Below are 15,952 nucleotides of genomic sequence, written 5' to 3'. Positions count from 1 at the left end.
AATGGAAAAATGTTTCATTCATTTAACGCAATGTAGAATGGAAACCTATAATATCGCAAAAAACTTGGTGTTCGAAGCTGGAATAGGGTTTCTCCTAGCCTTATGCTTCCTGCAATCATTTTGCGCAAACAATAAGTTCCGGTGGGAGATAGGGGTATAATATGATCGATAGGATCGACCGACGCATACTGTCTATTCTACAAGAAGATAGCACCATTCCAGTTGCAGAGATTGGCCGCAGAGTAGGCCTGTCTACAACCCCTTGCTGGCGCCGTATTCAAAAAATGGAAGAAGACGGCGTTATCACACGCCGCGTCGCAGTTCTGGACCCCAAAAAGGTCAACGCCAAAGTAACAGCCTTCGTCGCGATCACCACCAATCAACATACAGACGATTGGCGCCGCAAGTTTGCAGACGTGATCCAGGACTTTCCTGAGGTCGTCGAGTTCTACCGCATGGCAGGTCAGGTCGACTACCTGCTACGTGTCGCTGTGCCCGACATTGACGCTTATGATGATTTTTATAAGCGGCTGATAGCAAGGGTAGATATCGCAGACGTCTCCACATCCTTTGCCATGGAACAGATCAAATATACAACGGAATTGCCGCTCTCTTACATCAACGCGGAGAAGCCCAAGGCAAACTTATCATAGCAAAAATGCGGGTGGCGCTGCCATTGAGGCGTGCGCCACCGAATACGCTTCAACGTACTTGCACAAACTCAAGATAGCTAAGTTGCCAAGAACTAGTTAGAGTTGCTCCTATCAGAGCAAGTGCGATGCGCTAGTGGGCTAACGCTCGTAACAGCCTCACTATTGAAGTATCGATAAAAACCCCGATCATGTGGTCGGGGTTTTTGAGTTTTCAGATTACTTCTTATCAGCGTTATTGAGACGAGCAATCAAGCTGGATGTATCCCAGCGGTTCCCGCCCATGCCTTGGACCTCACTGTAGAATTGATCGACAAGCGCAGTCACAGGCAAGCGCGCGCCAACTTCATCAGCGCTTTGCAGGCAAATCTTCAGATCCTTCCGCATCCAATCGACTGCAAAGCCATGCTCGAACGAACCGTCACGCATTGTCTCCCAGCGGTTTTCCATCTGCCACGATTGAGCAGCACCCCCACGAACCGCAGAAATGGCTTTTTCAACATCAAGGCCGGACTTTTGCGCAAAATGGATTGCTTCAGAAAGCCCCTGCACCAAACCTGCAATACAAATCTGGTTCACCATTTTGGTCATCTGGCCAGATCCTGCAGGACCCATTAGACCAGCAAACTTGGCAAAGCAGTCGATAAATGGCTTTGCACGATCAAAGACAGCTTCATCGCCGCCTATCATAACGGTCAGAACGCCGTTTTCAGCGCCTGCCTGGCCACCGGAAACTGGGGCGTCAAGGAATGAGAACCCAGCAGCTTGTGCAGCCTCATCCAGTTCACGTGCCACCTGCGCAGATGCAGTCGTGTGGTCTACAAATATAGCGTGGGATTTCATTCCATGGAATGCGCCATGCTCGCCCGTGGTGACGGAGCGCAGGTCATCATCGTTACCCACACACGCAAAGACAACATCGCATCCCTCAGCCGCTTCGCGAGGTGTTAGAGCATGTGATCCGCCATATTGCTTCACCCATGCCTCAGCTTTAGCAGTCGTTCGGTTGTAAACGGTAACCTCGTGACCGCCTTTTGCCGCAAGGAACCCCGCCATTGGATACCCCATAACGCCCAAACCAATAAACGCGACTTTCGCCATAGGAACTTCCTTTATTTATGAATTACAGCGCAGCAACCCTACCAGCTTCATTAGAAATTACCATGTTAAACTATCCCGTCTTCCTACGAAAAAAGCGCGGGCCGTTTGACCTGCGCTTTTGCGTTTTTGTTGGTTGCAAGGGCTTAGCGTTTAAGGTGACGCGTCAGCCTTGCTTCAATGCGATCCCATAGGCGCCGTAGGGTTTCAACCATCACCAAATAGGCGATTGCGGCCCAAACATAAGCCTGGAAATCATAGGTCCGCGAGAAGGCGCGCCGTGTTTCACCCATCAAGTCAAAGATCGTGATGATTGCAACAATCGCCGAGCCTTTGATCATCAAGATAATCTCATTGCCGTATGGGCGAAGAGAAACGATCAGTGCTTGCGGTAGAATAATTTTCCAGAAGGTGAGCCACTTTGGTATGCCCAGTGCCGCAGCAGCTTCCCACTGGCCTTTGGCCACGTTCTGAATGGACCCACGCAGGATTTCGACCTGATAGGCGGCAGTGTTCAGCGTAAAGGCAAGTACAGCGCAATTCCAAGCGTCACGGAAGAACCACCATACATCAATGGATTGCAGTGGAATACGGAATGTACCTGCACCGTAGTAGATGAGAAAGACCTGCGCCAACAGCGGTGTACCGCGGAAGAAGTAGATATATGCATAAGCGATGCCGCCCAATATGCGGCTCTTGCTCATCCGCATGAAGGTCATCGGGATCGACAGGAGTACGCCCAGCAACATGGAAAGGCCAACAAGCTTCAGCGTAATGAGGAAGCCAGAGACAAATTTTTCACCATATTTAACGAGGAACTTTGCATTGTGAGTGATGGAAACTGGCAGGAAGCCATCATCTTGAAACACTAGGGCAACATGGTTGGAATTGAGCAGGAACCATACAATGCCAAGACCGCCAAGGATCCAAAATGTCAGCCAAGTTGTGCCTGCTACACGTGTCAAAGTCCAATCACGGGACTTTGGAGGTGGAGGCGGTGCTTTTGCTTCGATCGTCTGGTTTTGTACAAAGCTTCCTGCGGCACCTAAGGATAAATTACTCACCTGTGGGTCTCCCCGCGTTTTGCCCAGCTGTCGAGGCGACTGATGCCGGTTGAAGAGATAATGGCCAGGACGAGGTATATGGCACAAGCGACTGAAAAGAACAGGAATGGCTCTTTGGTCGTACGAGCGGCCATATTTGAATAGCGAATGATATCAGCCAGTCCGATGATGGAAACCAGAGACGTCTCTTTTAACAGGATGAGCCAGAGGTTACTCAGAGCTGGCAAGGCCAGGCGCACAAGCTGCGGTAAGATAACCAACCGCATTGTTTGCACGTAGCCAAGCCCAAGCGCATTAGCGCCTTCATACTGGCCTTGTTTGATTGCGCGAAATGCGGAAAGAAATGCTTCAGAGGCGTAAGAGGAAAACACAAGCGACAGGGCAATCATACCTGCCAGAAATGCGTTCACTTCAAAATAGACGTCTCCAAACAACGACAATACTTGCTGGAGTAGGATTTGGCCGCCGTAGTAAACGAGAAAGAGCGTAAGGAGCTCAGGAAGGCCCCGAAAAATCGTCGTGTAAATATTGGCTGCAGCACGCAAGGAAGGCTCTTCAGACTTTTTTGCAAGCGCAAGCAGAAAACCCAATAACAAGCCAAAGGGAAGGCTTGCCAATGCAAGAGAAACGGTCATAGCAACGCCAAGTGCGATCTCGTCTCCCCAACCCATGTTCCCAAAGGATAGGAGTGTAAAAATTTCATTCATTATGGGGATTGCCCCTATTCTTTATAAAGCGGCGGGTTGTATGGCCCGCCGCTGGAATGTATCGCAGCTTGACGCCTTTACTCTCCGTAGGCGTCAAAATCGAAATATTTATCATTAATCTCTTTGTACTTTCCATTCTCTCTTAAGGCAATCACTGCTTTCGAGAATAGATCAGCCAAGTCTTGGTTACCCTTACGAACGCCAACACCTACGCCTTCACCATGTATCTGTGGAATAGATGACATGGTACCAAGAAGTTTGCAGCATGCACCTTCCTCGGAGTTTAGCCAGTCGGAGAGAACTACTACGTCATCGATTGCAGCGTCCAGTCTACCACTTTCAAGGTCCAGCTTATATTCATCCGCTGTTGGGTACATAGATACATCCGATTTGCTCAAAATATCTTCAGCAAAGACAGCGTGTGTTGCACCAACTTGTGCACCGACCAATGCTCCAGCCATACCTTCAACGCTCGCCTCCGTGATTTTGCTGTCTTTTGGTACCGCAACGCCCGGAGGGGTCTGGTAGTACTTAGCAGAAAAATCAATGCGTTCCTTGCGTTCAGGTGTAATGGACATTGATGCCATGATGGTATCGTACTTGCCGGCAACCAAACCGGGGATCAAGCCATCCCAGTCAACGGGCATCCACTCACATTCAACCTTGGCTTCCGCACACAATGCATTACCCAACTCAATTTCAAAGCCAGCCAGCTGACCATCCGCAGTTGTGAACGCGAAAGGAGGGTATGAGGCCTCAGTCGCAATTCGGATTTTAGTCCACTCTTTAGCCTGAACCTGAGTTGAAGCAATAAGAGCGAGTGTTGCAACAGTGGCGATGCGCGCGAAGCCCATTTGTAGTCCCCTTTGTGAATTCTTGGCAGGGGTCGTCATCAAAGCTCCCTGCACAGCCGGGGCGCATGTTTAGTTAGAAAAAATCAGATTTCAACCTATTTGATTAAGTGTTTAGGTAGAAAGTAATCAATTTAATCCATCTTGCAAAGAGGGAGTCTCCAATTTGATCAGTTTTGAGCATATTTGTTCCCCAAAACGGTGATGCATCACATGAAAATTTCCCTCCGTACTCTTTAGGTGTGTCTCAGCGCCCTTACTCTCCAAAAGCGTCCTGAGAAAAGTATTTATCGTTTATCTTTTTATAGGTGCCGTTCTCTCGAATTGCATGGATCGCGTTTGAGAAACGACCTTTGAGCTCATCTTGTCCCTTTCGGACTCCAACGCCAATGCCTTGCCCGTGCAGCTCCGGTTGAATAGGCAACGAGCCAATAATCTTACAGCACGCGCCAGCATCTGAGTTTATCCAGCTTTGCAGCACTCCCAAGTCATCAATCACTGCATCAAGCCGGCCACTTTCCATGTCCAGTTTGTACTCTTCTGAAGTTGGATACAAAGAAACGTCAGACTCTGAGTAAACCTCTTCGGCTACGACTGAGTGCGTCGTGCCGCCCTGTGCGCCGATCAAAAGGCCGGTTAGGGCTTCAGGTGTGATCTCGGAAATAGGGGAGTCTTTGGATACAGCAACGGTGGATGGTGTGTTGTAATAGCTGCGTGAGAACGAGATGCGCTCAAGGCGCTCCTCAGTAATAGACATGCTGGCGATGATTGCATCGTACTTGCCAGCCACAAGGCCTGGGATCATGCCATCCCACTCTTGAGTTCCCCACTCACATTCAACTTTCATTTCAGCACACAGAGCGTTGCCGATCTCAACGTCAAAACCGGTCAGTACGCCATCTGGCCCGGTATAGTTGAATGGAGGGTAAGCCCCCTCAGTCGCAACACGTAATTTGGTGATCTCAGTTGCCTGAAGAGCTGATGTCGCAGTCAGGGTCAAAATTGCGGCAAGTGCCATGCGGGAAAAAGACATCCGTATATCCTTGTTCTTCTTGGCAGAGAATTGGTTTTGTTTGTGCTCTGCATTTGTTGAAATGGATATTATTAAAATTGCGCAGAACATCAACTGAAATCACGGATATTTTAGAATAATATATCCGTAATGCCGTCAATACGAATTAAAATCCGGCAAATTGACTGGTTGTGTGGATGAAATTCCAGAGAAATTGCGGTCGTAGAAGCGCCCCACATTCCCGGTCACGAAAGAAAATGCTGCTGGGCTGACCTTTGAAATTTATCGGGAGGTGGCACTCTGTATGGTCGAAAGCCACAGTGTTAGCAGGGCGACTTGTAGTCTGAGCAAATTGGCAAAACAAAACCCCGGAAGCAAAAACTCCCGGGGTTTGCACCAGATTTAAAATCAGGTAATCGTCAAAAAGTTCTTATTCGCCGCCATATACGTCGAATGTGAAGTACTTGTCGTTGATTTCTTTGTATTTGCCGTTAGCACGCAAAGCGGCAATACCCTTTGTGAACAACGCCGCAAGGTCTTCGTCGCCCTGACGTACGCCGATGCCAGCGCCCTCGCCGTGGATACGATCAATAGACTGCATAGTGCCGAGAATTTTACAGCAAGAACCCTGATCAGAGTTTACCCACTCTGTCAAAACCATGACGTCATCGACAACAGCGTCAACGCGGCCGTTTTCCAGGTCCAACTTATACTCTTCAGATGTCGGGTAAAGCGCAATATCGGAGCCGCTCAGGATCTCTTCAGCAAACTGAGAGTGCGTTGTGCTGCCCTGTGCACCAAGACGAACGCCCTCAAGGCCCTCTGTAGTTGCTTCGCTCAGCTCTGAATCTTTGCGCACAGCAATCCCAGGAGGTGTGTTGTAGTATTTCTTTGAGAAAGAGATTTTTTCCATGCGCTCTGGAGTAATGGACATGGAAGCAAGGATGGTGTCGTACTTACCTGCAATAAGGCCAGGAATGATACCGTCCCAGTCCTGAGTGACCCAGGTACACTCAAGCTTTAGCTCATCACAAAGAGCGTTGCCGATCTCAACGTCAAAGCCGGTCAGCGTTCCGTCAGCGGTGGTGTAGTTAAAAGGAGGGTAGGCACCCTCGGTGCCCATGCGAACCTTAGTCCAATCTTTTGCTTCCGCGCCAGAAATGGCTGTTAATGCAACTGCTGCTACTGCGGCCAAACGCAAAATACGCATATTATGTCCCCGAATTAATTATCTTGGCAGGGCTTCTTTAAGTAGGCCCCTGCATAACCGAGCCTTATGTTTCACTAAAAGTATCCGTAGATCAACCTATATCGAATGCGGTTTAGGCTAATTAATAGCAAACTGAAGATAGTTTTCGATAATATCTTGCAACTTTCGCCTGTCTGAGGGAAAAATTGTTAAAATCGCACAAAAATATACAAACGTGGAAAACGCTTCGCCTACGATTCTTGAAGGGCCAAATTGCTTAGCTATATAAGACCAATCTCATCAAAGCTGATGAACGGTAAAAGGTCTCCTTTGCAAACCGAAGAGACCTCCTCACTGATTTCGATAAAGCCATCAGCGAAGGTAAGCGAAGATAACAATGCAGAACCATCGCTGTGGTACTTGGAGAGTTTCATCGCTCCCCCATCCTGTACCCGGCGCCCACGCAGGAATTCACGACGTCCTGTCTTTCGGTTCAAAATCTCAAAATTGGCTGGAATATATTGGCGGGACGCTTCTTTAAAAGTTCCACCTGCAATCGCCTCGATGAGAGGGCGTGCAAGAAACGCAAAAGCCACGGTTGCTGCAACCGGATTGCCGGGAAGGCCGATGAAGACGCACTTAGGCAGCTCGCCCACCATGAACGGGCGACCAGGTTTAACCGCTAGGTGCCAGAACGTCGTCTTGCCAAGCTTGCCAAGCGTAGCTGAAACAAAGTCCTTATCACCCCCACCTGCGCCGCCAGATGTTAAGATAACATCGCATTGTTTGGAGGCTGCTTCCAACGCGCTTTCAACGACCTCGCGCTGATCTACCAAGATTCCCAGATCGATAAGCTCAACGGGCAAATTTGCCAGCATTCCGCGTAATAGGAAATGGTTGGCATCGAATATCTGCCCTGCTTTTCGCGAAGTGCCAGGGCGGATAAGTTCGTTGCCAGTTGAAAACACGCCGACCTTTAGGCGCTTGTATGTCTTGACCTGCCCCATGCCAATGGAAGCTGCTGCAGCAATTTCTTGCGGCCGAAGAGATGCGCCCGCCCGAACAATCGGGGCACCCTTTTTCTGATCTTCACCCTGACGGCGAATATTGCACCCTGATTGATAGGATCTTGAGAGCTTCACCAAGCGCACACCATCAAAGGTGGTCTCTAGGCAGTCCTCCTGAGGAGCGACAAAACCGGTACCCTCTGGTACCGGTGCACCAGTAAAGATACGCGCAGCTTCACCCGGTTTCAGCGTTGTTTCAGGCATCGAGCCGGCATAAACGTCCATGACAACTGGAAAAGAGGTTTGCTTAGCCTCATTAAGCGAGCGCGAAATCGCGTAACCGTCCATCGCGGAATTGTCCAGGGGAGGCTGGTCGCAGGTCGCAATGATATCCTCAGCAAGAACACGGCCATAGGCCGTCATCAACGCAGTGTCTTCAACGCCGACCTTACAATGGCCGAGTTTACGCAGATGTGAAAGGGCTTCGTCAAAGCTCAGAAGGGGCGTTTTCGTGTTCATGCCTATTCCAGAATATCGGGTCTAAGTACTTTCCTTATTTACCATAGTGAGGCCGTTGGATTTGGCAAAAATCAAAGATCTAACAGACATCTGGAAGTTTCCTCATTTATTGCACGTGTAATTGCGAAAGATATTCAAGTGCTAAGGGAATGTCTTCAGGGGTGTTGATGTTGAAGAAAGGATCAATTGTGTTCTGGGATTCAAAATTAACAATGACCGGTGCGTGCTCGTTGAAAAAGCCTTTAATACTGCGCCCACCATTCAACAGGTAGTCCTTTAGTGGGTCCGCAAGAGTGATTGGCCAAAGCCCGAAGGCAAAATGAGAACGTCCCGCACTTGAACAAATAACGGGAGGCTCAGGGTTCGTCACCCTGGCAAGCATGAGAGTTTCAACCAAGTTTGTTGGGAAAAATGGCGTATCAACCGCGATACTAGCAACATCCGTTGCATGGGGTGAATGCAATTTTGCCCAGCTTAGCGCAGCGTGAATTCCGGCCAATGGTCCCAAATGTCCCGCGAGTTGATCCTTAAGCAGCGGTAGGTCAAGGCGCTCATAGGCGTCGCCAGGGTCATTTACACTCACCACAAGCTGCTGCACTTGGTGCCGCAAACGCGACACGACATGTTCCAATAAGGTTGCCTTGCCCAAGGTTACTAAGGACTTGTCTGAATGACCCATACGTCGCGATTTTCCGCCGCTAAGGATACATCCTATAACTTTGTCTTTTTCATTCCGCGCAGCAGCCATTTTAATATCACCTTTCAAACCAGCTTGCTAAAAAACCGCAATACTATTGGCGTACAAGCTAGCTCTGTGAAAGTCGCAACTATTCGCAAACCACAATTTTGCATGTATTGGCATAAAAAACGCTCCTGAAGGCAGTGGGAGGAAAAGTGCCTTAAGGAGCGTTTTGGAGCGGTGGCCTTGCCACCTGGGGAATTAGCTTGGTTTACATGAGCGCAAGGCGGCTGGTTAAGTCACTTTCATGCATATTCATCGAAAGCAACAAAAGTAGTTCCATGACCTCTTCACTACAAGTACGTTCAGGGTGAGAGAGCAAACTTGCGAAGAGCTTGGGGTGGTGCCCTTGCGCATCCTCACGCAAATCACAGTAATGCATCCAGCAATTGTGAAAGAGTCTGTAGTCTTGCTGTTCATTGGAAAGAACAGTCAGGTCCGAATGACGCCTGTCTTCAAGGACACACTCAAACGTGCGCTTCACTGATGGCCATGGGCCTTCCAGCAGCTGAAAAATATGGTTGTCTGTCAAGATCAGTGCGCCTGTGACACCCGCCATGGAATTGATGCGCCAAATACGTGAAAGTGATCGCTCAACTTCCTCGTCAAGGCTATAGCGAAGTGCAGGCCAATGAATGCGGCTGCGATAACATAATTGCGTAACACTCATCATCAGATCCTCCAGTTCGTGAAAGCCTGACAGTAAAATCTTCTAAAATTGTAAAATACAGCGTTTAAAACATTGAAAAATATAGCTTTATCCCAAAAAGAAAGCGAGGCGCAAACCTCGCTTTCCCAAACTTAAACTTATAGCATACGCTTAGAGCGTAATGCGGAACATAGCAAAACCGTCCTTGCCGTCGCCAGCAGCTTCAATCTGTACGCCCTTAACGTCTTTCATATGCTTTTCTGCCACTGGGCCAGTCTCAAACAGGACAGTGGTGTCCGCAATCGATTTGAACTTCCAGTTCGCATCGGCCGATGGGTTGATTGTACCTTGTTCAACGATGTAACGAACAATCACATCGCGGTTTGTATCTGGACCAACGAAAATCGTCACATCATCATTGATGCCTGGGAACGATCCGCCGCCGCCAGCACGGTAGTTATTTGTTGCAACAACAAACTTCTGACCCATATCGATTGGCTTACCTTCAAACTGAAGGTTGACGATACGGTTGGCATCTGGATGCGCTACATTTCCTTCACCATCGTATTTGTTAGGCTGAGTCAGGTCGATCTCGTAGGTGACACCGTCCATCACATCGAAGTTGTAAGAACGGAATTCTGGGTCCAAAAGAGGCTGATCTTTTTTGCCAGCTTCAATCTGATTGAACATGCCTGCTGAGCGCTCCAGCCATTCCTTTACATCACTGCCACTCACTAAAACGGCACGTGTAGTGTTTGGGTAAAGGTAAAGGTCAGCAACATTTTTAATTGCAACATCGCCGGCTGGAACGTCGGTGTAGTAGTCAGGACCACCGCGGCCACCAGCCTTAAACGGAGCAGCAGCAGATAGAACCGGCAAAGCGGCCCATTCCGTGTCTTTGAGCATTTCCTTGGTGTACCAGGTTTGGGCCTTAGAAACGATCTGCACAGATGGATCATCTGCAACCAGAGCAAAGTAGGAGTGCAGCGGAGCAGAGGTTTTACCAACAGCACGGCGCACGTAAGACAGTGTCTTGTTGTGGTCGTCTTCAACTGCCGCAAGTACTTCTTCATCACTGGAGACCAGCGGAATGCGCTTGCGACCTTCTTTGCGGTAGATAGATGGCACATCTGTCGTGAAGTTGGCGATGCGCCAGCCGTTGTTGCCATCCCGCTCGATCATCAGGTCAATCACACCAAGGTGTGACCCCCAGAAACCGCCCATAGCAGCAGGTTTGCCTTGCAGTGTGCCCTTGGTTGCGTCAACTCCAGGAATGCCTTCAAAGTCTGGACCAGGGAAGACCTGATGCTGGTGTCCGGTGAACAGTGCATCAATGCCTTCAACGCCTGCAATATGAAGTGCAGTGTTGGCTGTGCCTTCCTCATGCGCACCACCTGCAATACCGCCATGAACAAGCGCGATGATAAGATCACATCCGCGCTCTTTCATTTCTGGAACCCAGGAGCGGGCCGCATCAACCATGTCGCGGGTACTTGCTTTACCTACTAAGTGGCGAGAATCCCAATTCATGATCATTGGAGGCACAAAACCCACAAAGCCAACTTTGATGGTGTGCTCAACACCGCCACCATCTTTGATCTTCTTTTCAACGATGGTGTAAGGCTTGAGGAACAAGTCATCCTTACGGCCATTAGAAGCCAGTGAGGTGCCTTTGGAAACATTGGAGGAAACAACGGGGAAGTTCGCTCCGGAAAGAACCTTCATCATGAAGTCCAGACCGTAGTTGAATTCATGGTTGCCCAACGTACCGGCATCGTATCCAAGAACGTTCATGCCTTTAATGACAGGGTGTACATCGCCATCGTGCATCCCACGCTCATAAGCGATGTAATCGCCCATCGGGTTGCCCTGCAAAAAGTCACCATTATCTACCAGCATGGAGTTGGTAGCTTCAGCGCGCAGTTTCCTAATAATGGAAGCTGTACGAGCCAGGCCAGCAGTATCCATTGGGCGATCGGCATAATAGTCGTAAGGAGCAACGTGAACGTGCAGATCAGTTGTTTCCATAAGACGCAGGTGCGCTGTGTTCTCTTTGGCGAGAACCGAATATGGATGCACCATCGCAATAGCGCCGGTCGCTGCCATACCTCCCAGTACGCTACGACGATTCATCAAAATAGGATTAGACACGATTGCCTCCTAGCCCGTGGAAAATGCAAAACAGAATTGTCAGCATGAATTTTGCCCGTTCCTCCTGCTCCAATGTGCAGCAGCAAGAGGGTTCTTGCCCGTTAAATATCATGCATCTCGCGCACAGTGTTGGTCGATTTTATCAAGATGATGAGGCTGCTCATCCCCTGCGTAGGTTACATCCCCTATAGCTGTGCGCTAATGCTCAGAAGACGCAGGGTTTTATCAATGATGAAAGTTTTTTCGTAACACGCAAATATCTGTGAATTTGTGTTGGTGACTTCAAATTCTGGCGGTATCCAACAAGTGAGTTCATTGGGAATTGTAAATTTATATTGCGAATGCGCAAAGGACAAATGCGGCCTTTGATGAATTCTGTATTGCTCAATTGTTGTTGAGAGGTATACCAAGATACAAAAGAATGACTGCAAAAGCTTGCACATTCAAATTGCACGCATATTTCTCTTTAAGATCAATTTATCCTCTCTCTGCTTGGCAGAGGTTTTGTAGGGTGTGCTCACGATGGATAACGGCAAATCTAAAGGACTGTGGGGGCGACTTAAAGACGGCTTCACAACAAGCAAGAACAACCAAAGGGAAACCGGAGAAGCAATGGCTGGGTTGACGCAAGAGCGCGTCCTTGATGTGCTCAAACAAGTGAAGTCACCAGATGGCAAAGGCAACATTGTTGACCAGCGTCTGGTTGCAGACCTTTTTGTATCTGATGGACGAGTTGTATTTTCCATCAAGGTGCCCGCAGAACAGGCAGCTGGACTGGAAGGGCTCCGACAAGCTGCGGAGAAAGTGGTTTCCGTTCTTCCAGGAGCTGAGACAGTGCTGGTTGCGCTCACGGCAGATAAACAGCCGGGCACCGCATCAACTCCACCTCCCTCTGCGGCTAAGTCTCCCAAGATGGGTGCTCCAATGCCAGCAAAACAAGAGGTGCCCGGCGTAAAGCACATCGTTGCTGTTGCATCGGGAAAAGGAGGAGTTGGCAAGTCAACGACTTCAGCAAATATTGCTCTTGCACTTTCTGCCATGGGCCTGAAGGTTGGGTTGTTAGATGCAGATATCTACGGTCCGTCCATACCAAAGCTGATGGGAGCTTCTGGCCAGCCAGAGGTTGTCGAAAACAGAATAATGAAGCCGTTGGAGGCCCATGGTATCAAGCTGATGTCCATCGGTTTTCTGGTAGAAGAAACGACTGCCATGATATGGCGCGGCCCGATGGTGGTTTCTGCCCTCAACCAGATGCTTCGCGAAGTCGCTTGGGGTGATTTGGATGTCCTCATTGTGGACCTTCCACCTGGTACCGGTGACGTACAGCTCACGATGGCTCAAAAGGTGCCTCTGACAGGGGCGCTGATCGTATCGACGCCTCAGGATCTGGCGCTGCTCGATGCACGTCGTGGCATTGCAATGTTTGAAAAAGTCGCCATCCCTGTTCTTGGCGTGGTTGAAAACATGAGCCACTTTATCTGTCCTGATTGCGGTGGTCAGCACGATATCTTTGGACACGGCGGTGCAAAAGCGGAAGCTGAAAAGATGAAGGTTCCATTCCTCGGTGAAATACCGCTGACTATGGAAATCAGGCAGCAATCCGATACCGGAACGCCAATCACTGTGAGCAACCCGCAAAGCGCTGTGTCCAAGGCTTATGGATTGATCGCAGCAGGGTTGTGGCAAGGAGTTGTTCAGCCGAGTGGCGATGCTGCGCGCAGTGCTCCCAAAATTGTCATCGATTAGATGTAACGCCTCTGATATTTCAAAGGAATTTTACTTAAGCGGCACAATGTCACCTCGTTGCATTGTGCCGTTTAGTGTAGTGTGGCTCCAATACCTGAGACGACTGTTACTCTCGTGCCTGATAAGCGCACGACCTTGATACGTCGCCAGGGTCTCAATACAATCTGGAGCCTTAAGAAAATGTTTGCCAAGGAGAATGGCCGCGCAATCGTGGCTATGTTTCTTTCAACTGCGTTTTTCATGTTCAATGACGCCCTGCTGAAATATACAGCACAAACCATGCCTCTCGGTCAGATTATCTTTCTGCGCGGATTGGTGACGACATTTATCATGGCAATGTGGTGCTGGTCGTCTGGCGCATTTAGCCAAGGCCGCAAGCTCTTTCATCCAGTTGTCTTTGGCCGCTCCATTTTGGAGATCATTGGCTCCTTTATGTATCTGACAGCCCTTACACAAATGCCAATTGCTAATGCGACTGCAATGTTACAGGCCATGCCTTTGGCCGTAACTGCAGGGGCTGCAATGATTTATGGTGAGGTAGTGGGCTGGAGAAGATGGTCTGCAATCGCCGTCGGCTTCGCAGGTGTTATGCTCATCATTCGCCCTGGAATGGACGGGTTCGATGCTTGGGCTTTGCTGGCTGTTGCCGCCGTTGTCTTTATGGCACTTCGTGACCTTGTGACCAAATCAATGCCAAGGGGAATGCCATCTTCCGGCGTGTGCTTTGTTGTCTGCGCCGCTGTTACGCTCATGGGTGCTGGTATGGGCACCACTGAAGAGTGGATTGCGGTAGAGATAGACTATGTGCTGCCGTTGGTTGGGTGCTCAACGTTCCTGATTGGTGCCTATTACTTTGCAATTGTCTCTACACGGGCAGGTGATATGAGTGTCGTTGCTCCAATGCGCTACACTGGACTGCTTTGGGCAACAGCCATCGGAGTTCTGGTGTGGGGACAGGTGCCAGATGCCATCACGATAACAGGTATGCTGGTTGTTGTCGGCTCAGGTCTTTACACCGTTCACCGTGAACGTGTGCGCCATAAGCAGATGGCAGCGGGCCGCGTACTGACAAAAGACATCAGCGCACCAAAAGACGGCTTGGCTCTTGCCGAATAGGTCAAACCTTAGGAGGGGCAGAGGCTATCCAGCTCTGCCCTGATCCACTCAACAAACTTAAGACACTTTTTCAATTTGAATGACTTTTCCAAGCCGACAAGCATGTAATGGGCCGTTGCAGGCAGATGCAACTCAAATGGGTTTTTAAGCAAACCAAGCCGCTTGTCATGAGCGCACAGCACCTTCCTTCCCAGCATGATACCAGCCCCCTCAATTGCGGCATCCTGAGCATGCTCGATCTGAGAAAACACTAGACCTTTGGAGGCCCAGCTGACGTCTTCAACACTTGCCGCTTGCAACCACTCACGCCAATTAGGTGCATTGGAAAACGGTGCCATGCTGCCATCATGCAGCAGTTTGAAGTCACGTAAATCACATGGTGTTGAAATCTGGCTCGCAAGACGTGGCGAACACATCGGTGTTAGGTAGTCATCAATCAAAAACTGTGTCTTTAATCCGCGATAGTGCCCCCGGCCAAAACGAAGGCCCAAGTCCACATCATCCCTATAAAAATCAACGAGTTTTAAGCTGGCAGATATCCGCAGTTCAATTTCGGGGAATGCTTCCATGAATTTGTAAATACGTGGAGCAATAACCTTCGAAGCTGTGCCTGGCCCGGTTGAGATCACTAACACATTATCTTCAGCAACACCCTTAACCCGTGCAACTGCTTCAGAAAAACTATTCAACCCGTTCTCAACGCCCGGCAACAAAGACCGTCCGGCTGGCGTGAGGTCTATAGCCCTGTTTAAGCGCAGAAACAAAGGAACTTGGAGTTGGTCTTCGAGCGATTTGATCTGGTAACTCAACGCAGAGGGAGTGAGATTAAGCTCCTCAGCGGCCCGTGCAAAGCTCATATGCCGCGCAACGCACTCAAAAGCCCGGAAGGCATTAAGGGGGGGAAGAGAATAGCGCATTTCACCTCAAATTATTTGATCTGAACTGGCGAAAATACTCGTTTGTCAGGGCTCGCGCTACAAGACTATTGTCCGACTATTCCAAAGAACTTGCGACACAAATCGCCACTACGCAACGTAGATTAAGGGACAGTACATGGATAAGGATCAATTGGGCTTCTCTCACCCATACCCACCGCACGAGTATCTCCTGAAAGCACGTTATGAGAGGTCTCGTGTGTTCTATGAAGTGGTTGCGTCGGTTTCGCGTTGGCTGCGCCGGCGCATATGAATCGCAGGAAGGCTCAGTGCCTTGCCGATTGTTAGCTTTTGCACCGGCAAAATTACATAATCTTCACTAAGGTTAATGAGGTGCTAAAATAATATTTTCAAATTTATTTTATAAGAATATCAATAAATTCATACGCTTAAAAGAAAACATCAAGCAACAAAAAGGTGAGTTATGCAAATTCTGCCTATGTGATGGAGTTGATGCAAGTGAATGTAAAGTGATCGGAAAATTTGATTCATAACTTGGCAAGAATTGCGGATATAATT

15 protein-coding genes are annotated in these 15,952 nt (G+C 49.2%); 4 read left to right on the top strand and 11 right to left on the bottom strand.

Annotated features, from left to right (window positions below):
* Nucleotides 1-164 precede the first annotated feature (164 nt).
* The gene (locus BMZ51_RS01685) at nucleotides 165-653 is read left to right on the top strand and encodes an Lrp/AsnC family transcriptional regulator (RefSeq protein ID WP_208979281.1); all 489 of its coding nucleotides are present in this window, start codon (nucleotides 165-167) and stop codon (nucleotides 651-653) included.
* A gap of 216 nt (nucleotides 654-869) precedes the next feature.
* Here the strand turns inward: BMZ51_RS01685 and BMZ51_RS01680 are convergent, their stop codons facing one another.
* From BMZ51_RS01680 to BMZ51_RS01635, 10 genes are all read right to left on the bottom strand, one after another.
* Nucleotides 870-1,751: an NAD(P)-dependent oxidoreductase gene (locus BMZ51_RS01680; protein ID WP_068010258.1), complete on the bottom strand. Its 882-nt coding sequence runs from the start codon at nucleotides 1,749-1,751 to the stop codon at nucleotides 870-872.
* Nucleotides 1,752-1,894: 143 nt separating this feature from the next.
* On the bottom strand, nucleotides 1,895-2,812 hold the full coding sequence (locus tag BMZ51_RS01675; protein WP_068010257.1) for an ABC transporter permease: 918 nt from the start codon (nucleotides 2,810-2,812) through the stop codon (nucleotides 1,895-1,897).
* Entirely contained in the window at nucleotides 2,809-3,519 is a 711-nt protein-coding gene (locus tag BMZ51_RS01670) for an ABC transporter permease (protein WP_068010255.1), read from the bottom strand. The genes BMZ51_RS01675 and BMZ51_RS01670 overlap by 4 nt, the downstream gene beginning before the upstream one ends.
* 77 nt (nucleotides 3,520-3,596) lie before the next feature.
* On the bottom strand, nucleotides 3,597-4,373 hold the full coding sequence (locus tag BMZ51_RS01665; RefSeq protein ID WP_068010253.1) for a transporter substrate-binding domain-containing protein: 777 nt from the start codon (nucleotides 4,371-4,373) through the stop codon (nucleotides 3,597-3,599).
* 253 nt (nucleotides 4,374-4,626) lie between these two features.
* Nucleotides 4,627-5,403 carry a transporter substrate-binding domain-containing protein gene (locus BMZ51_RS01660; protein WP_068010249.1) on the bottom strand — a complete coding sequence of 259 codons (777 nt, stop codon included), beginning with the start codon at nucleotides 5,401-5,403 and terminating at the stop codon, nucleotides 4,627-4,629.
* Nucleotides 5,404-5,812: 409 nt separating this feature from the next.
* A complete protein-coding gene (locus BMZ51_RS01655) occupies nucleotides 5,813-6,592 on the bottom strand; it encodes a transporter substrate-binding domain-containing protein (protein WP_068010247.1) in 780 nt (259 codons plus the stop codon).
* Nucleotides 6,593-6,852: 260 nt separating this feature from the next.
* Nucleotides 6,853-8,097 (bottom strand): molybdopterin molybdotransferase MoeA, encoded by a 1,245-nt coding sequence (locus BMZ51_RS01650; RefSeq protein WP_074881704.1) that lies wholly within the window; start codon nucleotides 8,095-8,097, stop codon nucleotides 6,853-6,855.
* Between the two features lie 106 nt (nucleotides 8,098-8,203).
* Nucleotides 8,204-8,845 (bottom strand): molybdenum cofactor guanylyltransferase MobA, encoded by a 642-nt coding sequence (gene mobA / locus BMZ51_RS01645; RefSeq protein ID WP_074881701.1) that lies wholly within the window; start codon nucleotides 8,843-8,845, stop codon nucleotides 8,204-8,206.
* Nucleotides 8,846-9,047: 202 nt separating this feature from the next.
* Entirely contained in the window at nucleotides 9,048-9,509 is a 462-nt protein-coding gene (locus tag BMZ51_RS01640) for a BLUF domain-containing protein (RefSeq protein ID WP_208979214.1), read from the bottom strand.
* A 147-nt stretch (nucleotides 9,510-9,656) separates the two neighbouring features.
* The gene (locus BMZ51_RS01635) at nucleotides 9,657-11,618 is read right to left on the bottom strand and encodes a bifunctional 2',3'-cyclic-nucleotide 2'-phosphodiesterase/3'-nucleotidase (protein WP_483150648.1); all 1,962 of its coding nucleotides are present in this window, start codon (nucleotides 11,616-11,618) and stop codon (nucleotides 9,657-9,659) included.
* 630 nt (nucleotides 11,619-12,248) lie between these two features.
* Here BMZ51_RS01635 and apbC point away from each other — a divergent pair.
* On the top strand, nucleotides 12,249-13,382 hold the full coding sequence (apbC, locus tag BMZ51_RS01630; protein ID WP_068010274.1) for an iron-sulfur cluster carrier protein ApbC: 1,134 nt from the start codon (nucleotides 12,249-12,251) through the stop codon (nucleotides 13,380-13,382).
* Between the two features lie 180 nt (nucleotides 13,383-13,562).
* Complete coding sequence (locus tag BMZ51_RS01625) at nucleotides 13,563-14,498, top strand: DMT family transporter (RefSeq protein WP_074881698.1); 936 nt, start codon at nucleotides 13,563-13,565, stop codon at nucleotides 14,496-14,498.
* Nucleotides 14,499-14,506: 8 nt separating this feature from the next.
* On the opposite strand, the gene gcvA is transcribed toward BMZ51_RS01625, so the two are convergent.
* Nucleotides 14,507-15,415: a transcriptional regulator GcvA gene (gene gcvA, locus BMZ51_RS01620; protein ID WP_068010240.1), complete on the bottom strand. Its 909-nt coding sequence runs from the start codon at nucleotides 15,413-15,415 to the stop codon at nucleotides 14,507-14,509.
* Nucleotides 15,416-15,551: 136 nt separating this feature from the next.
* Between gcvA and BMZ51_RS24610 the strand changes: the two genes are divergently transcribed.
* The gene (locus tag BMZ51_RS24610) at nucleotides 15,552-15,686 is read left to right on the top strand and encodes a hypothetical protein (RefSeq protein WP_275078226.1); all 135 of its coding nucleotides are present in this window, start codon (nucleotides 15,552-15,554) and stop codon (nucleotides 15,684-15,686) included.
* The last annotated feature ends 266 nt before the right edge of the window (nucleotides 15,687-15,952 follow it).

Origin of the sequence: Pseudovibrio axinellae (genome assembly GCF_900110875.1) — a bacterium.
Taxonomy (GTDB): Bacteria; Pseudomonadota; Alphaproteobacteria; order Rhizobiales; family Stappiaceae; genus Pseudovibrio; species Pseudovibrio axinellae.
This window is presented reverse-complemented; position numbering and strand designations above follow the sequence as displayed.